Consider the following 20,387-nt stretch of genomic DNA (forward strand, 5'->3'; position numbering starts at 1 on the left):
CGTGCGCGGGGCTTACGATCCGTGTCGTCGACCCCGCCGTCGACGTGTCGGTCCATCCCCGCGTGCGCGGGGCTTACCGACGGTCTGGGACTGCCCGTCCAATGGGTCGCGGTCCATCCCCGCGTGCGCGGGGCTTACAGCCACGCCTGCATGATTCTCCGCAGCGCCGGCGGTCCATCCCCGCGTGCGCGGGGCTTACAGAAGATGACCTGCGGCTTCGCGGGCCGTTATCTCCGCTTTATAAAGCTTGAGAGTCTGCCGGTTATCAAGCTTGAGGGTCTGCTGAGACGCGCACGAGCCCTCACCTACGTCAGCGACCCGCTCGTGCCGTCCCTCGAACTGCTAGCCCCGTGCCGCCTCGATGTCGTCCGGCGACCAGCCGCTGGAGGAGGCGAGGACGGGCAGCAGGACCTCCCGCACGCGCCGCCCGTGGGCGGCGGAGCGTTCGCGCAGACGGCGCCGGGCCTCCGCCTCCGGCTCCTCGCGCACGATCCTCAGGCTCTCTTCGAGGAGGTCGCCCTCCAGCTCCTCGAACGGTCCACGCGAGTCGGCGTACTCCTCGGCGAGCCCGCGCAGCGGGTCCGCGCCGATGGCGCCCTCGACCTCCTGCACCAGCCCGATGCCGAACTGGATGGCGCGGTCGGCTGCGCGGAGGGAGTCCTCCTCGGCGAGCTCCAGGAAGGCGAAGCGGGGAACCTCCAGCGCCCGGATCTTCCAGTAGCGCGGCTCGTCGGGCTCGTACTCGGGCTCGTCGGCCTCGAACTCCGGGTCCGGGTCGTCACCGTAGGGCCAGATCGCGCCCAGACGCTCCAGCACCGCGCGCGCCTGTTCCGGGCCGCCGGGGTCCAGCGACCACAGCTCCTCCACCGCCGATGCCAGCACGGCGCGCTCGGAGTCGTCGGCGAAGTAGTCGTACACCGCCGCCGCGCGGGCCGCGGAGCCCGCGGCGAGCGTCACACGCTGTCGCGCGTCGAGCTCTCGCAGCTCGTCGCGGTAGCGCGATTTACGCGGGATCATCCGCCCTCCCACCAGAATTCGCGTTTCCCAGAGGTGTAAGTGGTGCCAGGGTAGTCACCGCCGGTCTCCAGACCCAACTCGTCCTCGATGATGGGCATGCAGTTCCCGGTCGAACGCTCCCCCTGGCAGATGTTCGAGCTGGTGCCGCCCTCGACCACGCGGTACTGCGGGTTGCGGTTCAGGTGGTCCCTGAGCGCGTTCTCGGCGTGGCCGCGGCCCGGCACGTAGATCTCGCCGGGGTTCAGGTCGAACCCGGCCGGCGGGTTGTTCGCGTAGGAGCCGGGGTCGTCGCTGTTCTGCCCCTTGGGGTTGCTGCTGGTGACCCACACCTCGAACTCGCCGGTCTCCGTGTTGTACACCCGGGTGACCGCGACGGTCAGGTTGCGGCTGTTGGTGCCCCGCATGATCTCGTGGGCGCGCTGCGCGGCGACGGCCGCGAAGTCGCGGTCCCCGACGGGGCGCTGCACCCCGTCGTCGTCCTCCCGGTATTCGCGGTCGGGGTGGCAGTCGCCGTTGGTGTTGTGGACGAGCGCGTTCGCGGCCCCCGCGCCCACGTAGTAGGTGTGCAGGTCGGCGACGGTGAGGTTGTGGACGCGCTGCGCCTCGGCCTCGGCCCGGTCGACCGCGGTGATCTGGACCCAGGTGCCCGCCGACGTGCGCAGCCAGGTGCCCGGCTCCAAGGCGGCGGCGTCGACCCACTCCGCGCGGTCGGGCACCCAGAAGGGGTGCTCCGCGGTGGCGGTGATCGTGTCGGTCGCACCGCCGCCGTCGTCGACGGTGAGGGTGATGAGCGTCTTGGTCCCGATGCTGGAGACGAGGGCGGTGACCTCGCGAGGCCCCTCCTCCCCGGTCAGGGGGTCGAAGGCGAGGACGGTGTCGCCGACCTCGATCTCCTCGATGGGGAGCATGGTGCCGTCCGCCAGCAGGACCGGGGTGCCCGGCACGAAGCTGGACGGGCGGCGGCAGGAGGGGCTTTCCGCGTTCTCGCCCTCCTGGTCACCGTCGGCCCGTTGCTCCCCGGTGCCGTCACCGTCCCCGCCACCGCCGTCGTCGCCGCTGTTGTCGGCCATGTCGTTAAGGCGGTCGATCTTCTTGCCCCAGCCGAAGTAGGGGATGAGCGCGACCGCGTTCTCGGCCACCCCCTGGCCGATGGCCTCCAGGTAGTTACCGTTGTTCCAGTTCTCCTGGGTCTCCTCGCTGAAGAGCAGGTCCAGGCCCCAGCCGACCGGGTCGTCGGTGAAGGCGTCCCAGTTGCCGGTCACCCCGTCGACCAGGGAGTCCCAGGTGTCGGAGACCCACTGGCCCGGGTCGTCCCACAGGCGCTGCGCGCCGTCGACCAGGCCGTTCCAGGCGTCGCCCACGCTGTTCCACGCGTCACTGGCGGCGTTCCCGACGCCGGTGCCGAAGTCGGTGACGCCGTCCCACACCGCGCCGAGCCCGTCCCCCGCCCACGACAGGAACCCGCCGCCGTCGTCATCGTCGCCGCCGCCACCGCCGCCGTTGTCGGAGACCTGCGTGACCTCGCCCTGCGGGGCGTCCGGGGCATCACCCGACTCCTCCGCGCCGTCGTCCCCGTCGCCGCCGGTGCCACCCGTCTCCCCGGTACCGCTCCCGCCGTCGTCACCGCCACCACCGTCGCCTCCGCTGGTGCCGTTGAGGATCGACTCCACGCCGGCGGCCACGGAGGAGGAGATCTGGCCGCCGATCCCGCTGGTGATGAGGACCGCGAAGAGCGCGGCGACGAGCAGGATGACGGCGGTGTACTCGATGTAGCCGGCACCGCGTTCGGGATCGTGGATGCGTCGGAGCATGGGGGAACCTCGATGTCGGCCCGGGGCCACGGGGCGGTGGGGAGGGTCAGCGCAGGAAGAACGCGCGCGATGCCGGGCGCAGGAGCAGGACGAGGATCACGACGGGCAGGATGAGCTGGGTGATCCGGCCGTCGCCGCCGAGGGTGAGCAGGGAGTACAGGGCGAGCAGCGACTCCAGGACGAGGATCGACCAGAACACCACGCGCCCGCCACGGCGGACGAACACCGCCAACAGGATCTGGAGGATGCCGGGCAGGGAGGCCATGAGGTTGTAGCCGAGTTCGTAGGCGGAGATCCCGGTGAGGATCAGCATGGACACGGCGAGCAGGAGGGTCAGCCCACCAGAGACGTACAGCAGGGCACGGACCCAGCGCACGGGCACGGGAAGTCGGGTCACGGGCGATCTCTTCTGGACGGGGGGCACCGCCCAACCTGCGGGTCGGGCATGGAAGGACGCCTAGCATAGATGGAATACGTCACAGAAAGCCGGAGGGTGGCCGTTTTCGGCCAAACGAAGGCGCCGAGGCCCCATTAAGGCGTTCTGCCGGGTATCGCCCGATTCCTTGCCGGTCGTGTGGGTCTGTGGCGTGGCCAGCGTCATTGGGACGGTTGCGCGCGCCTCGGGCTCTCCCCGTGCCCCCTAAGCCCCGAGCGTCCACTGGCGGCCCTGACCACGATCAGCGCCATGAGATCCGCCCTTGCCAGGGCAGACATACACCCCATCCCCGCGTGCGCGGGGAGCACACCACCGTGCCCGCGCGCGGGGTGCCGTCGGCGGGACCATCCCCGCGTGCGCGGGGAGCACGGTGGCTGCTGCGCACGGCCGGCCAGACCGTAGGGACCATCCCCGCGTGCGCGGGGAGCACTCGCCGTAGCGGACCGCGTTCGCGGGGGCGTTGGGACCATCCCCGCGTGCGCGGGGAGCACAAGAGCCAGTACGTCGGCCTGTGGTACCGCCGGGGACCATCCCCGCGTGCGCGGGGAGCACGCAAGTCTTCGCCTCTTCACAACGAAAGACGAGGGACCATCCCCGCGTGCGCGGGGAGCACCCGGTTAACGGATGGTGGCCCATCCCCAGCTTGGGACCATCCCCGCGTGCGCGGGGAGCACGTGGCCAGGGCCTGGATCTTGCCCAGCAGGTGGGGACCATCCCCGCGTGCGCGGGGAGCACTCTTGTTGACCTGGGACGTTACCAGTGGGGAGCCGCGTTTTCGACCACTTCTTGAGAAAGCGGCACGGAGCAGCAAAAGGCTCAAAACGGCACAGAAACGCCCTTCTCCCGGTCGGAGGCGCCGGGATGGGACGGACCAAGCCCATGGCTCCTCTCACACCGAAGTGGCACACGGCGTCACGTGGCGCCGGCCCGCCGAGGAGGCCGGGACCCGCGAAACGTCTCACAGGTAGTGGCCGCCCCGGCCGCTCTTCACAGGCGGTGGCCGCCCCCGGCCGCTCTTCCCGTTTCCCCGGCTCCCGGTTCCGCTCTGCGGCAGGATGCACCATAAGTACGCGATTCGCCGCGGAGGAGACACATCGGAAGCATGCGGGACATCGCCATCGTCGGGGCCGGCGTGGCCGGGATCAGCGCGTTCGTGCAGTTGGTTCGGGAGGCGGGCGCCGGCCTGTCCTCGGTCACGCTGATCGATCCGAACGCCCCCGGCACCGGGCCCGTCTTCGGTGATCCGGATCCCGACCTGCTCTGCAACACGTCGGCGGGCATCTGTTCCCTGCTTCCCGAAGCGCCTTCCGACTTCGTCGGCTTCTGCGCCGAGCATGCCCGCCCCGTCGGGGACGCCGACCTCGTTCCCCGTTCCTGGATCGGCGAGTACGCCCGTGTGCTTTTCCGGGACCACTCCGCGCCGGCGCGCGCCCGGGGCGTCGGGGTCGCCCACGAACCCGGCCGCGTCCACCGCGTGACCAGGACGGGCGGCGGGTACCGGCTCCGGCTGGGGGACGGAAGGGAAAGGACCTTCTCCCACGTCATCGTGGCCGTGGGCCTGGGGGGACCGGTCGTCCCCGACGGTTTCGCGGCGCTCACCTCCCACCCCCGCTGGACACCGTCGCCCTACCCCTCGGCCCGCCTGCGCCGGCGGGTCGGGGACGCGCCCTCCCGCGTCCTGGTGGTGGGCGGGGGGCTTTCGGCGGTCGACGCCGCGCTGCTGCTGTGCCGGGACGGCCACCACGTCACCTTGGCCTCCCGCAGCGGCCTGTTGCCCGCCGTGCGCGCCCGTATCCTGCCGTCCCCCCGGCCCCTCCCCTCCTTAGAGAGGATCGCCGGGCTGGAACCGGACGACCCCCTCCTGCACCACAAGGTCGGCCGCGCGGTGGTGGAGGCCGTGCGCGTGGTCTCGCCCCTCCCCCTGCGCCGCCAGCTGTCCCGCAGCACCGACCCGGTCCGGCGGCTGCGGGAGGAGACCGCGCTGGCGGAGGCGGGGTTGTGCCACTGGCAGGACGTCCTGCTCTCCGTCTTCCACGCCGCGTCCGCGTGGAGCGAGGGGCTCCCCCTGCCCGACCGCGAGGCCGCCCTCGCCCCCGTCAGGCCCGTGATATGGCGTTACGTCACTTCCCTGGCGTTGCCCAACGCCAGGAAACTGCTGGCCCACATCGACGCCGGGAAACTGACCCTGGACACCTACGACCCCGCGCGCGTCCGCGCCCACGACGGAGGTTTCGAGGTGGCCTCGCGCGACGGCCGCGTCCGCGTCCACGACCACGTCGTGGCGGCGGCCGGGTTCCACATGCCCGCGCTCCACCACGACGCGGACGGCGTCCACCTGGTGGACCCTCCGCCGTCGGCCGTCCCCCTCACCGCCATCGACGGGGACCTGCGCCTCCACCTCGACGGCCGGCCGGAGCGGATCTGGGTGATCGGCCCGGCCTCCCACGTCCGCCGGTCCTTCGTCAACTTCCTGACCTCCGTCGCCGTCCAGGCGCGCGCCGTCGCCCGGCAGATCGGCGAGGGCTCCTGAGCCTGCCGGGGTGTGGCACTCCCAGGCACGACAGGGCCTTCATCGGTTCGGCGGCCGCGACGAGAGTGGACGCCATGACCACGAATCAGACAGCCAGGCACACCACGTCCTCCTCGCAGGAGGACGCGGCGCGAAAGGTCGTCCTCGTGACGGGGGCGAGCAGCGGGATCGGCGAGGCGATCGCGCGCCGGCTCGCCGCCGAGGGGCACACCGTCGTCCTCACCGGCCGGCGCGCGGACCGTCTGCGCGCCGTCGCCGACGAACTCACCGGTGACGGGCACAGCGCCGACGCCCGAACGCTCGACGTGACCGACCGGGCCGCGTTCGCCGCGCTCGTCTCCGACGTGATCGCCGCCCACGGGCGCCTCGACGTCCTCGTCGGGAACGCGGGCGTGATGCTGCTCTCGCGCCTCGACTCGCTGCTCGTCGACGAGTGGGACCGGATGATCGACGTCAACGTGCGGGGGCTCTGCAACGGCTTCGCCGCGGTGCTGCCGCACTTCCGCGACCGCCGGTCGGGGCACGTCGTCACCATCGCCTCGATCGGGGCGCACGAGGTCTCGCCCACGTCGGCGGTCTACTCCGCGACGAAGTACGCGGCCTGGGCGCTGGCCGAGGGGCTGCGCCAGGAGGCCGACCCGTCGATCCGGGTGACCACCGTCTCCCCGGGGGTCGTCGAATCCGAACTCGCCGACCACATCACCGACGCGCACGCCGCCGACCTGATGGTCGGGTACCGGGCGGCGCTCCTCCCCGCCGACGCGGTCGCCCGCGCCGTGGCCTACGCCATCGACCAGCCTGCGGACGTCGACGTCAACGAGATCGTCGTCCGGCCCGCCGCCCAACGTTGATCCCGCTCCGCCCGTCCGGCCGGCTCCCGCGCTCCGCCCGTGGGAGCCGCGCCGTTTCCGGGGGCCGTCCGGACGCGCAGCCACGGCAGGACCGTCGGCGGGTCCACCGGGGTCGGGCGCGGCCGGGGCCGGTCTCGCGCCGGGAGGTCCGTTCTCAGGCCCCGCTCTCTCGCGTTCCGGGCCGTGTCCGCCCCCGTCCGGGTGACGGGCGCGGCGGCCGTCACCCCTCGGCTCCCTCGCCCGGCCACCCGTCCCGTTCCCCGGTGCCTCCCCGGCCTTCCCGCACCCGGAAGGCTCCGACCCGGGCCTGCCCCCGTCACCGACCGTCGCGTGGCCTGTCACCGCCTCGGTTCCCGGCCCGGCGGGCATCCGCCGTGCGCTCCGGTGACGCGACCGGGACCGGGGACCCTGGTCTGTCTCCGGCGGCCTCTACGATGCGGGCATGTCCGTCGATCTGTACGCGGGGATCCCCGTCAGCGACTACGAGGCGGCGCTGGACTGGTACCGGCGGCTGCTCGGCTCCCCGCCCACCTACGTCGCGAGCGACACCGAGGCGGTGTGGGAGCTGGCGCCCCATCGGTCGCTGTTCGTGGAGTACTCCCCCGAGCACGCCGGCCACGCCCTGATCAGCGTCTTCGTCGACGACCTCGACTCCTTCGTCACCCGCGCCGCCGAGCAAGGGCTGGAACCCGCGAGGCGGGAGACCTACGGGAACGGGGTGCGCAAGGCGGTCTACCGCGACCCCGAGGGCAACGAGATCGGTTTCGGCGGCGCCCCGCTCTGAACCCGCCCGGACGTCCTCGGCGGGCGGGCCGGCTCCCCGTGCGGCGCGGCGTGCCACGGCGAGCGGGAACCCGGACCATCCCTTCGCCCTCTCCCGCCTCGCCGGAGCCTCACGGCGGGTCCGTCGCCTCGATCACCTCCCGGGCCGCGTCCAGCTCGGCGTCCCTCACCCGCCCGAACAGGGCGAAGTCGCCGGGGTTGGCGTCGATGACCTCGCGCTGGATCTCGTCCTCCACCGCGTTCCAGACCGCGACCAGGTCCGTCTCCGCCTTGCAGAGCACGTCCGCCCCGGCCACGGCCACCTCCCGGGACGACGCCTCCTCCGTCTCCGCCCAGGCCGGGTCGGAGAGGGCGTCGAGCGGATCCTCGTAGGCGTACCCCCGCTCCCGCATGCAGGCGCTCCACGCGCCGACGACCTCCACCACCCGCGGGTCCCGCCGGGACGCCTCGAACGTGTCGCCGATGTAGCCGTTCAGCACCCCGGCGTCGAACCCGGGGACGTCCGCGCCCAGCCGTTCGCGGGCCTCGGCCAGGCAGCCTCCCCGGCCGTCCGTCCCGTAGGCGGCGACCTGCTCGCCGAGGGGCAGCGCCGCCCTGACCCGGCGCGCCTCCTCGCGTGCGCGCTGACCCGGCGCCGGAGGCGGCGGATGGTAGCCGTACCGCCGGGCGACCTCCGGTTCGACGAGACCGTAGCGCCTGCGGTTGAGCGGGTCGGCGTCGTGCTCCTCCGGCGGCGGCAGGAGCTCCCAGTCCAGGCCGAGGTCGCGCATGCACGCGCCGATGAGCAGGTCCTCGGCGTACTCGATCGTCTCGATGTCGGGCCGGGAGAGGTTGTAGTCGTCGAGGGGGACGTGGAGGGCCCGGACCTGGCGCCCCACCTCGGGAGGTCCGGCCTCCTGGGCGTCCTCGGGGGCCGCCGCACAGCCCGCGGCGGCCAGCACCAGCCCCGCGGCGAGAAACCGGGAGATCGGCACGGCGCTCCTCCCTCCGTCGAAGGGCGGCGCCGGGCGACCGGCACCGCCCTCCCTCCACCGGTGCTAGCTCACGAAACGGACGGAGCTGGCCCTGTTGTCGAAGTTCGACGGGTTGTTGCTGTTGTTGCTCAGGTCCTTGTCCTCGGAGTGGCCCAGTGCGGTGTAGTAGGTGCCCCCGTAGTCGGCGTGGGTGTACAGCAGCGCCCGGTTGCTTCCGGTGTTGCGGAAGGAACTGATGTTGTCGTTGATGTTCCCGCCGCTGCCGCCACCCCAGGTGTTGTTGATGAAGTTGCCGTCGTTGGCCGTCAGCCGAGCCGACCGGCCGCCGAAGTCGTCGTGCTCGTAGACGTAGAGGGAGCGCGTCGCCGGAGCGCCCGCGATCGTGGACTCGGCCGCCGTCACCGGCGTCGCCGCGCCGAGCAGGCCGACGAGGCCGGCCGCCGCGACGGCCGCCGCCGTTCCGATTCGCTTCACGTTGTTCTCCCGTGTTCTGGTCTCGCCATCCGCGATGGCCGTGGACTCCCCTCCGGCGTGAGAGACACCGCTCCCGAAAGGGAACGACCCTCGATCACGACGGTCGGTGATCATTCGGATCCGTAACGTACAAGAGGAGGAGCCGCCCTCTGCCTGGAAGCGGAAAACGCAGGTAAGAGGCCGTTTCATAACCTCCCCGATCATCCGGCCGGATATCGGCGACAGGCCGTGGCAGGTGACCGTAAGCCCGGAAGAAAGGCTGGTATACCCGTTTTCCCGCCACCGGCCGCCCGCCCGAGGACCGCCCGCCCGAGGACCGCCCGCCCGAGGACCGCCCGCTCCCCTCCACTGACGGGACGACGGCCCGCGCCCGGCCCGCAGTCCCCAGGGACGGGAAAAGCGGTTGCGTCCCCTCCTCCCCGCGCCCGAGACTGGCCACGTGGATCAGATCCGGGAAGTCGTGAGACTGGTCGACGAGACGTTGGGACCCGAGGTCATCGGCACCTACCTCCACGGATCCCACGTGCTCGGCGGCCTCAGACCCGCCAGCGACCTGGACATCCTCACCGTCTCCCGGCGCGGCATGGACGACCGGGAACGGCGCGCCCTCCTCGACGGGCTCCTCCGCCTCTCCGGGATCACCGACGAACTCCGCCCGGTCGAACTCACCGTGGTCGTCCAGTCCGAGGTCCGCCCGTGGCGGTTCCCGCCCACCGGCGACTTCCTGTACGGCGAGTGGCTGCGCGAGGAGTTCGAGGCCGGGGCCCTCCCCCGGCCCGGGCCGATGCCGGACCTCGCCATCGTGATCACGATGCTGCTCGCCGGCGACCACCCTCTCTCGGGCCCACCTCCGGCCCAGGTCCTCGACCCCGTACCGCGCGAGGACCTCATCCGCGCGAGCGTGAACGGGCTCCCCGGCCTGCTCGCCGAACTGGACGACGACACCCGCAACGTCCTGCTCACCCTGGTGCGCACCTGGAGCACCCTCGCCACCGGCGTGATCAGGCCGAAGGACGCGGCGGCCGACTGGGCCATGGACCGGCTCCCCGGGGAACACCGGCCCGTCCTGGAGCACGTGAAGGGGCTCTACCTCGGCTCCCCCTACTCCGAGGAACGCTGGAGCGACGACCTGAGGGCACGGGTCCACCCCCTCGCGGAGGCCGTGCTCTCCGAGATCCACCGGATCGACCGGCTGTCCCACCCCTGACCTGAGGCCGGAACCGGCACTCCACAAGGACCACCCCACCCGGCCCCTGCCCGCCGGAACACACCCGACGATCCCCGCACGCGCGGGGAGCATCTGGCGCTGGGCGAACCCCTCATCCTCCACCTGGGGACCATCCCCGCGTGCGCGGGGAGCATCGGATCCGCCGTTTCGCCGGGTCGATGAGGTTGGGACCATCCCCGCGTGCGCGGGGAGCATGCGTGCGTCGACTACTGGAGGCGCACCCGCTCGGGACCATCCCCGCGTGCGCGGGGAGCATCCGAAACCTGCCCTGATGGGCGGTAGGTCCCGGGGACCATCCCCGCGTGCGCGGGGAGCATCGCAGTGAGCTGGAGACCGCCCCCCTGGAGGCGGGACCATCCCCGCGTGCGCGGGGAGCATACTTCGTGACCTGCGGCTTTATCCCGGGCGGACCCTCGTTACAACCACTTTCCGAGAATCGGACAAAAGCTCCATAACACCCAATCCGTTCACCGGTTCCCGAAGCGGCGGCGTTGGTAGGCCTTGCTCCACCCCTTCTTCTTGAGTTGTGGCTCCGCCGTCGTCCCCTCCGCCTTGTCGCGGAGGCGGTGGATGAGGGTGAGTCCTTCGTGATCCACCGGGTGCCACTTGTGGTCGTGGGTCCGGAAGGTGAACCCCTGCTCGTTGTCGGTGCTGTGGACCAGGAGCGCCCTGCCCTTGCCCGTGTACCCGCGCACCTCGTCCCACAGCGCGTCGCGGATCCGGGCGGAGGGGCGGCCGATGAAGACCCCCGGTGAGATCTCCATCAGCCAACGGGTGAGGAACCCGCGCAGCCCCTGCGGGCAGTCGGTGAGGACGATGACCGTCACCAGATCACCCCGTCGTCGACGGCGTGGTTGTATCCCGACTCCACCTCGACTCCGTGGTCGGATTGGAGGGTGACCCGGTCGGGCGCGTCGGCGAGGTCGGTGTCCGGCCCGTCCACGACGCTTCCGGGGAGCAGCAGCGACTTGACGTCGGCGACGCAGCGGTCGAGCAGGCGCGTCTCGTTGATCCGGTCGCGGATGGCGCGCCTGGTCCGCGAACCGACCTCCTCCGGCCCCTCCGCGGCGACCTCGAAGGCCACCGGGATGCCGATCTCGGCCTTGTACAGGTCGGCGATGTCGAGCACGAACGACAGTTCGTGGCCGGAGTGGACGAACCCGAGCGCGGGGACGCAGCCGAGGGCGGCGACCACCGTCTGCGCGACCCCGTACATGCACTGGGCGGCGGCCGTGATGGCCTGGTTGGGCGGATCCCCCGAGGCGTAGTCGCCCGGAACGTAGCGACGGCCGTGCCAGGCGACGCCGACCCGGGCGGCCTCGGCCCGGTAGACCTTCCTGATCCGCTCGCCCTCCCGGCCGAGGAGCTGCCTGCGGGTGAGCCCTTCGGGGTCCTCGTCGGGGAACCGCATCCGGTACATCGCGCGGGCGACGTCCAGGCGGGCACGGCGGTTGGCCCACAGGCCGGCCTGCGCCTGGGCGAGGGCCGCCGAACGGGTGAGCGCCCGGCCGCCCGCGTAGAAGCGGACCCCGTGCTCGCCGGTCCACACGACCCCGGCCCCGCTCTCGCCCAGCAGCTCCATCGCCCTGTGCGTGACGCGGGTGCCCGGGCCGAGCAGCAGGGTGCCGATGGTGGCCGAGGGGATGTGCCTGACCCCTTCGGCGTCCTCGGCGGTCAGCGCGTTCGATTCGCGGTGGACGGTGCACCGCTCCAGGTAGACGAAGGAGAGCCGGTCTGCGACGCGGGTGAGTTCGTGCGGTTTGAGGGTGGGACGCCGGCCGACCGCCGTCACCGCTTCCCCGCCGGGGCGAGCGTCATCAGCCCGCACCCGTAGGCCCTGGCCCGGCCCAGCCCCGTGGTGAGGGTGCGGCGCAGCGCGTCGGGGTCGGTGACCTCCAGGTGGCCGTCGTAGGTGACGGTGACCAGGGAGACCGGTTTCGCGCCGGCCGCGCGGCCGGCGCCGCCCTTGCCGAAGCGGAGGTCGCGGCGGCCGTGCACGAGCAGGTCGTGGCCGTCCTCCTCGGGCGCGTGGTCGTCCTCCCCGGGCCGTTCCAGCACCCGGAACCCGGCGGCCTCCTGGCGCTGCAACAGCCAGCGCGCCTGATGGCGGGGGGTGATGTGCGGGGTGAGCTTGGTGGGTTCGCCGTCCCTGCGGCGGATGCTGTGGACGGGGTTGGCGGTGAGCCGGAACGCCCACACGTCGCCCTTGGCCAGCCGGGACAGGAAGGGCGCGTAGTCGTGGGTCCGCCAGCCCCCTTCCTTGGCGGGCCAGCCGGCCTGTTCGACCAGGTGGGTGAGGTCGGGCTCGTCGGGCCCGACGACGTAGAGGAGGACCTCGGCGCGGGCGTTGCGGTCGACCCGCCACAGCACGCGCGGCCCGTCGTCGCCGGGGAGGATGTCGGGATAGGAGCTCATGACGGCGGCGTGCAGCGCCTGGGGCGAGGCCAGGAGCCTGCGCGCGCCGGTGCGGGCGGTGTTGAAACGGAAGCTGGTGAGGTACATCAGTCGCCTTCGAACAGGGCCGCCGGGTCGTGGTGGGGAGGCTCGGGCTTTCGGGCGCGCGGGTTGGGCACCTCGACGGTGCCGGCCCGGACGCCGCGCAGCGCGTAGCGGCGGTGGAGCGGGTCGAAGCTGATCGGGTGGTCGCGGATGGTGTCCGCCGCCCCCTCCTCCGAGGCGTGCCCGGGGTCGGCGTCGACGAGGAGGTCGAGGACGACGGTCGCCCGGTTCCGTTCGCGTCTCTGCCGCCACTCGGGCGCCTGCCACGGTTCATCGCCCAGCGCGGCCTCCAGCGTCCCGCCGTGGTGGACGCGCAGGCCCACGGGCCGGGCCGGCGGGCAGGAGCGCCGGCCCAGGTAGGGCAGGAAGGCGGGGGCGCGCACGGCCCTGTCCAGGTCCTCGATCAGGCCGTCGTCTCCCTCGACGGCCGCGACGAACACGGCGTCGCTCAGGTAGAACCGTTCGGAGACCGGCATGGACTTGCCGGTGACGAAGTGGCGGGCGGTCTGGTAGTCGCGGACGCGGACGCCGCGCTGGTCGACGCGCACCCCGAACCGGAGGGCGGCGAGGTCGGAGATGTCGTCGCCGCGTTCACGGCCCTGGGCCGCGGCGAGCAGCCCGACGACGCCGCTCTTGGTGGGCGCCCCCTCGGTGGAGCGGCGCGCGAACCGGGAGGAGGATCCCCACGCCTGGAGGGGGCCGGCCAGCAGCAGGGTGAGGACGCTCATTTCGCGTCGGCCTGGCGCCGGGCCACTTCCTCGCCGACCTTCCTGACCAGCTCGGGCAGGGTGGTCTGGCGGCCGACGCCGGCGAGCTTTCCGGTCGCCTCGCCCACGCGCACGACCCAGGTGTCGACGTCCTCCCCGACGTCGAAGGCGCGCTCCACCTGGGGGATGTAGTCGGCGAGCCGTTCGGCCGCCTCCCGCAGGTGGCCGCGCCCGGAACCGGCCTCGACCGCCTCCTCGAAGGCCCCCACGAAGCTGACCGGCCGGGTGCGGCGCAGCTTGGCGATGACCACGTCGGGCAGGGTGTGGTTGCCGAAGGTGTTGATCTTGCCGCTGGGCAGCGACTCGACGAAGCCGCGGACGAACGCCTCGACGGCGCGGCGCAGCGGCTCGGTGGCGGGCTCGTCCTCGCGGGGGCTGTCGCCGAGGTTGCGGCGCAGCAGGTCCACGTCGAGGGCGGCGTAGCGGTAGAGGGTGGCGGAGTTGAACTCGACGGTGCCGATCATGCCGGCGCCGGGCTCGGCGTCGGTGTTGTGGTCGTCGACGGCGGTGTAGTAGTCGGACTCGTTGTCCACGGCGTGGACGCTGATGGCGTGGGCGACCTGCGCGGCGGCGTCGACGTTGATGTCGGCGCCGTCGGCGACCATGCGGCCGAACAGGGCGATGTCGACGGAGTGGCGGCTGTCGGCGGCCTTCTTGGCGCGTTCCTTGTTGGCCTTGTCCTTGAAGAACGCGGCGATGTCGTCCTTGCCCTCGACGGCGAGCGCGGCCAGGGCGTCGAGCTGGCGCGCGCTGAGGAAGAGGAGGTAGGAGGACTCGGGGGCGGGTTCCTCCTCGCCCTTCTTCTTGGCGCTGTCGGCCTTGCGCTTGGGCACCTCGATCTTGGCGCCGGTGGCGGTCTTGACGGTCTCGGCGGCGAGGTTCCAGCGGGTCTTCTCGTCCAGGTCGGAGTCGAGCTCGTGGATGCGGCCGGAGAGCAGTTCGACGACGCGCTTGGTGCGGGTGCCCAGTTCCCGCGGGTCGAGCAGGTCGTGGAAGGCGAGCCGGGTGGCGCGTTTCCACGCCTGGCTGGAGACGCGGGCGCGGCGCACCCCGCCGTACACGGCGGTCTTGGGGCTGCCGGTGTCGTCCCTGTTGAGGTTGCTCGGCGGGACGGTCTGGAGGACGTGGAGGTCGAGGATGGTGCGGTTCACGCGGCGTCCTTGTCGGTGTCGTCGTTCGTGCCGGTGTCGGCGGGCTCGTTGGCGGGGCGGTAGGCGTGGAATCCGCGGCCCCAGGCCGTGCGGACCTGTTTGATTCCGTTCCGTTCGGCCAGCGCGGTGTGGAGGTGGTCGGCGAGCAGGCCGTAGTCGAGGGGGATGGATTCGCGGCGCAGCAGGGTGACGATCTCGCGGAGACGCTGGGCGAGGACGGCGGGGTTGACCGCCGTCCCGGCCTGGACGAAGCGCCGGTGCAGGGCCTGGTCGATGTCGCCGGGCGGCATGAGGCGGCGGACCGCCCGGCCGAGGTCGGGGCCGGGCCGGTGCATGCGTTCCTCGCGGCGGGACTGCTGGTGGACGGCGTAGAGGGACAGCGCCATGTGCACCGCGTTCTCGGCGGCCTCCCGCCGTCTCTCGCCCTCGGGGTCGCCGCCGTAGGGCAGGGCGTCGTGGAGTTGGGGCGCGGAGGTGAACTCCCACGCCTCGGGCGCGTCGGTGAGCGGTTTGCCCGCGCCGCCGCGCAGCCCGGCGAGGGTGGCGACGGCCCCGGGGCGGTCGCGCAGGTAGCCCTCCTGGAGTTTCCTGACCTGCTCGTCGACGTAGGCGCCGAGGGGCCGCAGGGCGGGTTTGCGCTCGGTGGTGGTGGCGGTCATCGGTCCTCCCCTTCGGGGTTCTGCTGGTCGCCGCCGAGCGGCAGGTCCTTGCGGAGCCTCGCCCGGAAGCGCAGGTCGGCGCGGGAGGCGTTGAGCCAGACGGCTCCCGTCGCGGTGCTGACGACGCGGCCGACCCAGGCCGCCTCGCCGGCGCCGTCCACGAGCTCGCGTCCCAGCGCCAGGACGACGCGGCGGACCGTCCGCTGCCATTCGGCGTGCCGTGGCCTGGGATCGGCCGCGTCCCCGGGGGACAGCCCGCGCAGCCAGTCGCGGAAGTGGCCGTCGAGTTCGCCGAAGCCGCGGTCGCGGGCGGCGTCGCGGGGCTCCTCGGACTCGATCCCGGCGGCCCGGGCGAGGTCGTCGGCCAGGTCGCCCAGGGCGTTGACGGCGTCCTCGGCGTTGCCCACCGCGTCCACGGCGGTCTGGCCGAGGAGCCGGTCGCGTTCCCGCAGGACGACCACGGCCATGGTCACGGCGTCGTCGACGACCTCGTCGATGACGGACTGCTGGGTGCCGTAGACGGCGCCGATCAGCCGGGCCCGGACGAAGTGGTCCTCGGGCAGGTAGCCGTCGTTGGCGAGCCGGGCCACCCAGTCGAGGACGCGGGGCCGGACGACGGCGGCGGCCTCGCCCCGCTGGTGGGCGTTGCGGACCCGGCCGGTGATCAGGGCGGCCAGGCCGCGCCAGGCACTGCGCGCGGGCTCGTGATCGCGCGGCAGGTAGATCGGCGACTCGCCGAGCTTCTTCTCCTGGGCGGGGCTGCGCCGCCAGGCCGTCATGGGCTCGCGGTCGTGCATGTTGCGGGGCGACAACGGGTCGCCGTAGGCGAGCAGCACGCCGTGCACGCCCTCGGCGTCGTGGTGCAGGCGCACCCGCCGCGACTGCCAGGTGTAGAGGTCGCGCACCCCGTTGGGGCGGACGGTGAGCTCCGCCTCGTCCGCGGGGCCGGGGCCGCAGGGGTCGCGGCGCCAGGCGGGCCGGTCGTCGCCGTCGCCGCGCAGCCCGCCGGCCTCCTGCTGGGTGGCGACGAGGTTGAGCAGCAGCGTCTGCCGCAGGTCGTCGCCTTCGACGAGGACCCCGCCGAGGTTGCCGGCCCAGCCCACGCCCAGCGGGTAGCCGCGCCCTCCCTTGACCCGGGGGTCGCCGACCGCGCCGGACTTGATGCCGGAGGGGTCGTAGGCGTGGGCGTGGACGAGCCAGCGGGCGGCCTCGGCGAAGCCGAGCCGTTCGGCGCCGCGCGATCGCATCGTGAAGAACGGTTCGCCGTTGGGGACGTCGGCGACGATCCGGTCCAGCGGGAAGATCTCGTCCTTGGCCGTGCGCAGGTCGGCGACCTGGAAGAACGGCGTCCGCGGATGGAGCAGGTCGAAGCGGTCGCGGTGCTTGTCGAGGTAGGCGGTGACGGCGGCGAGGGGCAGGCCGTCGGCCTCCCACAGGGCCTGCCAGTCCTCCTCGTAGGCGGGACCGTCGACGGCGTCGTGCAGGATCGCCAGCAGCAGCCGCGTCAGCGCGAACTCCTGGGTGGGGACGTCGCCGACCAGCCGGCGCAGTCGCGGCGCCTGGGCGAACACCTCGGTGATCGACAGCTCGTCCTGGGTGCCGTCCAGGCGCAGGACGGGCAGCCAGGGCGAGTCGACCAGGTCGAAGGAGGCGGTGGGGGTCTCAGTCACCATGGTTGACCTTCAGTCCGTCGGAGCGGGTGTAGTGGAGATCGAAACCGGCCAGGTGGGCGCGCTGGTCCTGGTCGAGGGCGAGGACCAGCTCCCCGGCGAGCCAGTGCGCCTCCTTGGCCTGCCACGCCTCGACGCACTGGGCCTCCAGCTCCTCGATGACCCGGTCGAGGGTGCGGGGGTCGGCGCACATCTCGTAGGGCAGCCGCATCCCGCACGAGGCGACCGTGCGGGCCAGCGCGGTGGGCGGGACGGCGTGGGTGGGCAGCTCGCGTCCGCCGTCGCGCCTCAGCCAGGGCAGGGAGGCCAGGGTTCCGTCGGCGCGGCGCTGCACGACGAGGACCTCCAGGCTCTCCCGGCTGTCGCGGACCTGGGCGCGGCCGGCGTAGGTGTCGTCGGCGTCGCCGACCCCGGCCCGCACCCAGCCCACCAGGGCGCGGCCAGGGCGGGCGACCCCGCCCAGCAGGAAGTCCTCGGCCCTCTTGCGCTTGTCCGCGCGCTCGACCTCGTGGGCGAGACGGGCGTGGTCGAGCGCCTCCCGCCAGTGGTCGGGACCGACGGGGTCGGGGCCGTAGGCGCGCTGGACCAGCGGGCTGATGTCGTCGGGCAGCCGCACCGGACGGTCGGACTCGGCGAGGAACGGCTCCAGTACGGCGGCGGAGCGCAGCAGCGCGTGGGCGCCGTAGACCGCGCGCGAGCCGCGGACGGGTTCGGGCACCCGCGCCGCCCAGTCGGCCCCGGTGACCAGGCAGCGCGCGCGGCGCAGCCGTTCGGGGCGCTGGGACCGGCCCTCCCCGCGCCGATGCCGGTGCAGCCGCCCCATCCGCTGGAGCAGCAGGTCGACGGGGGCGAGGTCGGTGACGAGCAGGTCGAAGTCGACGTCCAGGGACTGCTCGGCGACCTGGCTGGCCACCACGACGTGGCGTTCGGGGCGGGTCTCGCCGGCTTCGGCGACCTTCGCCTCGGGGCCGAAGAGGGCGAGGAGACGCGCGTCGTTCTCGGCCCGGTCGGGGTCGATGAAGCGGGCGTGGGCGACGGTGACGGGGATGCCGTCGGCCCCGAAGTGTTCCCGCAGGTGGTCGGCGGTCTCCATGACCCGGCGCACCGTGTTGCGGACGACCAGCGCGCACCCGCCGCCGGCGAGTTCGGTCTCGAGCCGCGCGGCGAGCGCGCCGAGGTCGTCGTCGAACCGTTCGACCAGCACGTCGGTGCGGCGCCCGGACGCCTCGGGGGCGGCCATGACCACACCGTCCGCCGCCACGCCGGTGATCAGCGGATAGGCGTCGGCCTCGCCCACCGGCGCGAACGCGGGGCCGGCCGGCCCGCCCGCGTAGGACTCGGCGAGCTCGCGCCGCCGCGCGGCGGGCAGGGTGGCCGAGAGCACCACCACGGGGACGCCGTAGGCGCCCAGCCACGACAGCACCCGGTCGAGGTAGGAGTTCATGTAGGCGTCGTAGGCGTGGGCCTCGTCGATGACGACGACCTTGCCGGCCACCGCGAGGTGGCGCAACGCCAGGTGGCGGCTCTTCAGGCCGGCGAACAGCAGCTGGTCGATCGTGCCGACCGTGAAGGAGGACAGCATCCCCTTCTTGCGGCCCTTCAGCCAGTGGTGGGCCACCAGCTCCGCGGCCGCGGAACCGGCGGCCCCCCGCGAACGCCGGTGCTCCTCCCCGTCACGGTCGACGTCGGACACCGGCCGGCCCGCGCGGACCAGCTCCGTGAAACGCTCGTTGAGCGCCGCCTTGGAGTGGGCGAGGAACACCGAGTGGGCGCCCGCCCCGGCGCGGGCGTCGGGCAGCCGCTCCAGCCAGGCCAGCAGGCGGGGGAACATCGCGTTGCCGGTGGCCATCGTGGGCAGGGCGACGAAGCAGCCGCCGGCGCCACTACGAGCGGCGAGGATCTCGGCGGCGGCCAGCGCGGCCTCGGTCTTGCCCTCGCCCATGGGCGCCTCGACGATCATCAGTCCGGGCCGGGGCATCGTGCGCGCGACCCGCAGGGCCTCGGCCTGCACCGGGTGGACGCGCGCGCCGGCGGGCAGGTCGAAACGGGACGCGAACAGCGCGCCGGGGTCCTCTCCGGTGTCCTCGGCGACCCAGGGGCGGGGCAGGTCGAGCATCCGCCAGGCGGTGTCGAGGCGTTCGGGGTCGGTGCGGCGCTCGCCGGGGAAGTAGGGGAACAGTTCGGGGTTGCTGGCGATCCAGTCGGCGACGATGACCAGCGCGGTCAGCAGCACCTGGACGGGCTGCGGCAGCTTCACCCCGCGCCACTCGGCGAGGCGGGAGGTGACGCCGCACGCCTCGGCCGCGGCGTCGAGGAGTTCGTCCTGGACGGCCCGCCACGCCTCGGGGCCGTCCGGGTCGCACAGCAGGGCGGGATGTTCGCGCAGGACCTGGATGTCGGCGTCCTCGGGCGGGACGCCGTGGTGGCCTCCGGCGACGACGGCGAACTGCGTGGTGGCCGGCCGCGCCCAGCCGTGCCGTTCGACCAGCCACCGCTGGATCAGCAACTGCCCGGCCAGACCGTGCGGGGCGAGCCTGCGATCGGCGATCTGCTTCTCCAACGGCATGGGCAGGCCGGCCGCGCGCATGCCATCGGCGAGATGCTCGACCTGGCAAGCGAAGGCGGGGGTCGCCTTGCCGGCATCGTGAGTGGCGGCCAGCCACACCGCGAGCCGCCGGGCGTCGTCGGCACCGCCGGGCAGCGCGCCGGCGACGAGCCTCCGGATCTGCTCGGGAACCCACTCGTCCCACAACAGGCCGGCCACGCCGGCGCTGTCGGCCATGTGCCGCCACAGCGGCAGCCAGCCGTCGCTGTCGCGGTCGTGCTTGGCCCAGACGGACCGCGCGGCTTCGGAGAGCCCCACAGGTCCGATGGGCCGAAGGCCGTCGTAGGTCATAGCCGGATCCAAGCGGTTGTCCCGGACAGAAAACCGCGAAACCCGGAAATCCCCTGTGGCCTGATCCGGCCAGGGGAAAGGGGAACCGTTGGGGTGCTCCCCGCGTGCGCGGGGAGCAGGACCCGTGCCCCCGCCGCCTCGCCTACAAGCTGGGGTCATCCCCGCGTGCGCGGGGAACAGCGGCCCGGCTACTCGCGGTGGCCGTCGTCCGGGGGGTCATCCCCGCGTGCGCGGGGAACAGACGTTCGTCGCGTTCCCACCGCAGCGACCCAAGGGGTCATCCCCGCGTGCGCGGGGAGCAGCTCGGGGGCGACCCCGTGCTCGGCCCAGACCTCGGGGTCATCCCCGCGTGCGCGGGGAGCAGACCTCGGCCCGGTCGACACCCCGCAACAGGCCGGGGTCATCCCCGCGTGCGCGGGGAGCAGAGCTCGCGCAGCGCCCGGTCGATGGTGGGCTGGGGGTCATCCCCGCGTGCGCGGGGAGCAGTCCAGACTGCGCCCTCCAGTGTCATCGTGGCCCGGGGTCATCCCCGCGTGCGCGGGGAGCAGCCACGGGGCGTCGGGCTCATGCTCCCGGTACTGGGGTCATCCCCGCGTGCGCGGGGAGCAGCCGCAAGCCTCCCCGCCGTCGGCTCATGAAGC

General features: G+C 73.1%; 17 protein-coding genes and 3 CRISPR repeat arrays (1 of these 20 running past the window's edge). Of the genes, 4 read left to right on the plus strand and 13 right to left on the minus strand.

What is annotated here, in order from left to right:
* Window positions 1-342 precede the first annotated feature (342 nt).
* The 3 genes from ACYVHU_RS09640 to ACYVHU_RS09650 are packed head-to-tail and all read right to left on the minus strand — an operon-like array spanning window position 343 to window position 3,225.
* On the minus strand, window positions 343-1,017 hold the full coding sequence (locus tag ACYVHU_RS09640) for a hypothetical protein (RefSeq protein WP_078761528.1): 675 nt from the start codon (window positions 1,015-1,017) through the stop codon (window positions 343-345).
* Window positions 1,014-2,828 (minus strand): polymorphic toxin-type HINT domain-containing protein, encoded by a 1,815-nt coding sequence (locus ACYVHU_RS09645; protein ID WP_498948137.1) that lies wholly within the window; start codon window positions 2,826-2,828, stop codon window positions 1,014-1,016. The genes ACYVHU_RS09640 and ACYVHU_RS09645 overlap by 4 nt, the downstream gene beginning before the upstream one ends.
* 46 nt (window positions 2,829-2,874) lie before the next feature.
* The gene (locus tag ACYVHU_RS09650) at window positions 2,875-3,225 is read right to left on the minus strand and encodes a hypothetical protein (RefSeq protein WP_078761530.1); all 351 of its coding nucleotides are present in this window, start codon (window positions 3,223-3,225) and stop codon (window positions 2,875-2,877) included.
* Window positions 3,226-3,543: 318 nt separating this feature from the next.
* A CRISPR array of direct repeats spans window positions 3,544-3,999; the repeat unit is 29 nt; unit sequence GGGACCATCCCCGCGTGCGCGGGGAGCAC.
* Window positions 4,000-4,366: 367 nt separating this feature from the next.
* Between ACYVHU_RS09650 and ACYVHU_RS09655 the strand changes: the two genes are divergently transcribed.
* From ACYVHU_RS09655 to ACYVHU_RS09665, 3 genes are all read left to right on the plus strand, one after another.
* Entirely contained in the window at window positions 4,367-5,794 is a 1,428-nt protein-coding gene (locus ACYVHU_RS09655; protein WP_498948138.1) for an FAD/NAD(P)-binding protein, read from the plus strand.
* Window positions 5,795-5,868: 74 nt separating this feature from the next.
* Window positions 5,869-6,645 (plus strand): SDR family oxidoreductase, encoded by a 777-nt coding sequence (locus ACYVHU_RS09660; RefSeq protein ID WP_498948139.1) that lies wholly within the window; start codon window positions 5,869-5,871, stop codon window positions 6,643-6,645.
* A 442-nt stretch (window positions 6,646-7,087) separates the two neighbouring features.
* A complete protein-coding gene (locus ACYVHU_RS09665) occupies window positions 7,088-7,429 on the plus strand; it encodes a VOC family protein (protein ID WP_498948140.1) in 342 nt (113 codons plus the stop codon).
* A 109-nt stretch (window positions 7,430-7,538) separates the two neighbouring features.
* Here the strand turns inward: ACYVHU_RS09665 and ACYVHU_RS09670 are convergent, their stop codons facing one another.
* Window positions 7,539-8,402: a hypothetical protein gene (locus tag ACYVHU_RS09670; RefSeq protein ID WP_498948141.1), complete on the minus strand. Its 864-nt coding sequence runs from the start codon at window positions 8,400-8,402 to the stop codon at window positions 7,539-7,541.
* A 63-nt stretch (window positions 8,403-8,465) separates the two neighbouring features.
* Window positions 8,466-8,876 (minus strand): peptidase inhibitor family I36 protein, encoded by a 411-nt coding sequence (locus ACYVHU_RS09675; RefSeq protein ID WP_235000911.1) that lies wholly within the window; start codon window positions 8,874-8,876, stop codon window positions 8,466-8,468.
* A 439-nt stretch (window positions 8,877-9,315) separates the two neighbouring features.
* Between ACYVHU_RS09675 and ACYVHU_RS09680 the strand changes: the two genes are divergently transcribed.
* Window positions 9,316-10,083: an aminoglycoside adenylyltransferase family protein gene (locus tag ACYVHU_RS09680; RefSeq protein ID WP_078761536.1), complete on the plus strand. Its 768-nt coding sequence runs from the start codon at window positions 9,316-9,318 to the stop codon at window positions 10,081-10,083.
* A 64-nt stretch (window positions 10,084-10,147) separates the two neighbouring features.
* A CRISPR array of direct repeats spans window positions 10,148-10,482; the repeat unit is 29 nt; unit sequence GGGACCATCCCCGCGTGCGCGGGGAGCAT.
* Between the two features lie 89 nt (window positions 10,483-10,571).
* Here the strand turns inward: ACYVHU_RS09680 and cas2e are convergent.
* The 8 genes from cas2e to cas3 are packed head-to-tail and all read right to left on the minus strand — an operon-like array spanning window position 10,572 to window position 19,746.
* Window positions 10,572-10,931: a type I-E CRISPR-associated endoribonuclease Cas2 gene (gene cas2e / locus ACYVHU_RS09685; protein WP_498948142.1), complete on the minus strand. Its 360-nt coding sequence runs from the start codon at window positions 10,929-10,931 to the stop codon at window positions 10,572-10,574.
* The gene (cas1e, locus tag ACYVHU_RS09690; protein ID WP_498948143.1) at window positions 10,928-11,896 is read right to left on the minus strand and encodes a type I-E CRISPR-associated endonuclease Cas1; all 969 of its coding nucleotides are present in this window, start codon (window positions 11,894-11,896) and stop codon (window positions 10,928-10,930) included. The genes cas2e and cas1e overlap by 4 nt, the downstream gene beginning before the upstream one ends.
* Entirely contained in the window at window positions 11,893-12,606 is a 714-nt protein-coding gene (cas6e, locus tag ACYVHU_RS09695) for a type I-E CRISPR-associated protein Cas6/Cse3/CasE (RefSeq protein WP_498948144.1), read from the minus strand. Before cas6e ends, cas1e begins: the two co-directional genes overlap by 4 nt.
* A complete protein-coding gene (gene cas5e / locus ACYVHU_RS09700) occupies window positions 12,606-13,331 on the minus strand; it encodes a type I-E CRISPR-associated protein Cas5/CasD (RefSeq protein ID WP_498948145.1) in 726 nt (241 codons plus the stop codon). Before cas5e ends, cas6e begins: the two co-directional genes overlap by 1 nt.
* A complete protein-coding gene (cas7e, locus tag ACYVHU_RS09705) occupies window positions 13,328-14,521 on the minus strand; it encodes a type I-E CRISPR-associated protein Cas7/Cse4/CasC (RefSeq protein ID WP_498948146.1) in 1,194 nt (397 codons plus the stop codon). The genes cas5e and cas7e overlap by 4 nt, the downstream gene beginning before the upstream one ends.
* Window positions 14,518-15,180 carry a type I-E CRISPR-associated protein Cse2/CasB gene (gene casB / locus ACYVHU_RS09710; protein ID WP_498948147.1) on the minus strand — a complete coding sequence of 221 codons (663 nt, stop codon included), beginning with the start codon at window positions 15,178-15,180 and terminating at the stop codon, window positions 14,518-14,520. The genes cas7e and casB overlap by 4 nt, the downstream gene beginning before the upstream one ends.
* Window positions 15,177-16,853, minus strand: coding sequence for a type I-E CRISPR-associated protein Cse1/CasA (gene casA / locus ACYVHU_RS09715; RefSeq protein ID WP_498948148.1), 1,677 nt, complete (start codon window positions 16,851-16,853; stop codon window positions 15,177-15,179). The genes casB and casA overlap by 4 nt, the downstream gene beginning before the upstream one ends.
* Window positions 16,843-19,746 (minus strand): CRISPR-associated helicase Cas3', encoded by a 2,904-nt coding sequence (gene cas3, locus ACYVHU_RS09720; protein WP_498948149.1) that lies wholly within the window; start codon window positions 19,744-19,746, stop codon window positions 16,843-16,845. Before cas3 ends, casA begins: the two co-directional genes overlap by 11 nt.
* Window positions 19,747-19,836: 90 nt before the next feature.
* Window positions 19,837-20,387: a CRISPR direct-repeat array (repeat unit 29 nt; unit sequence GGGGTCATCCCCGCGTGCGCGGGGAGCAG); it runs 151 nt beyond the window's last position.

It is taken from the genome of Marinactinospora endophytica (assembly GCF_054780875.1).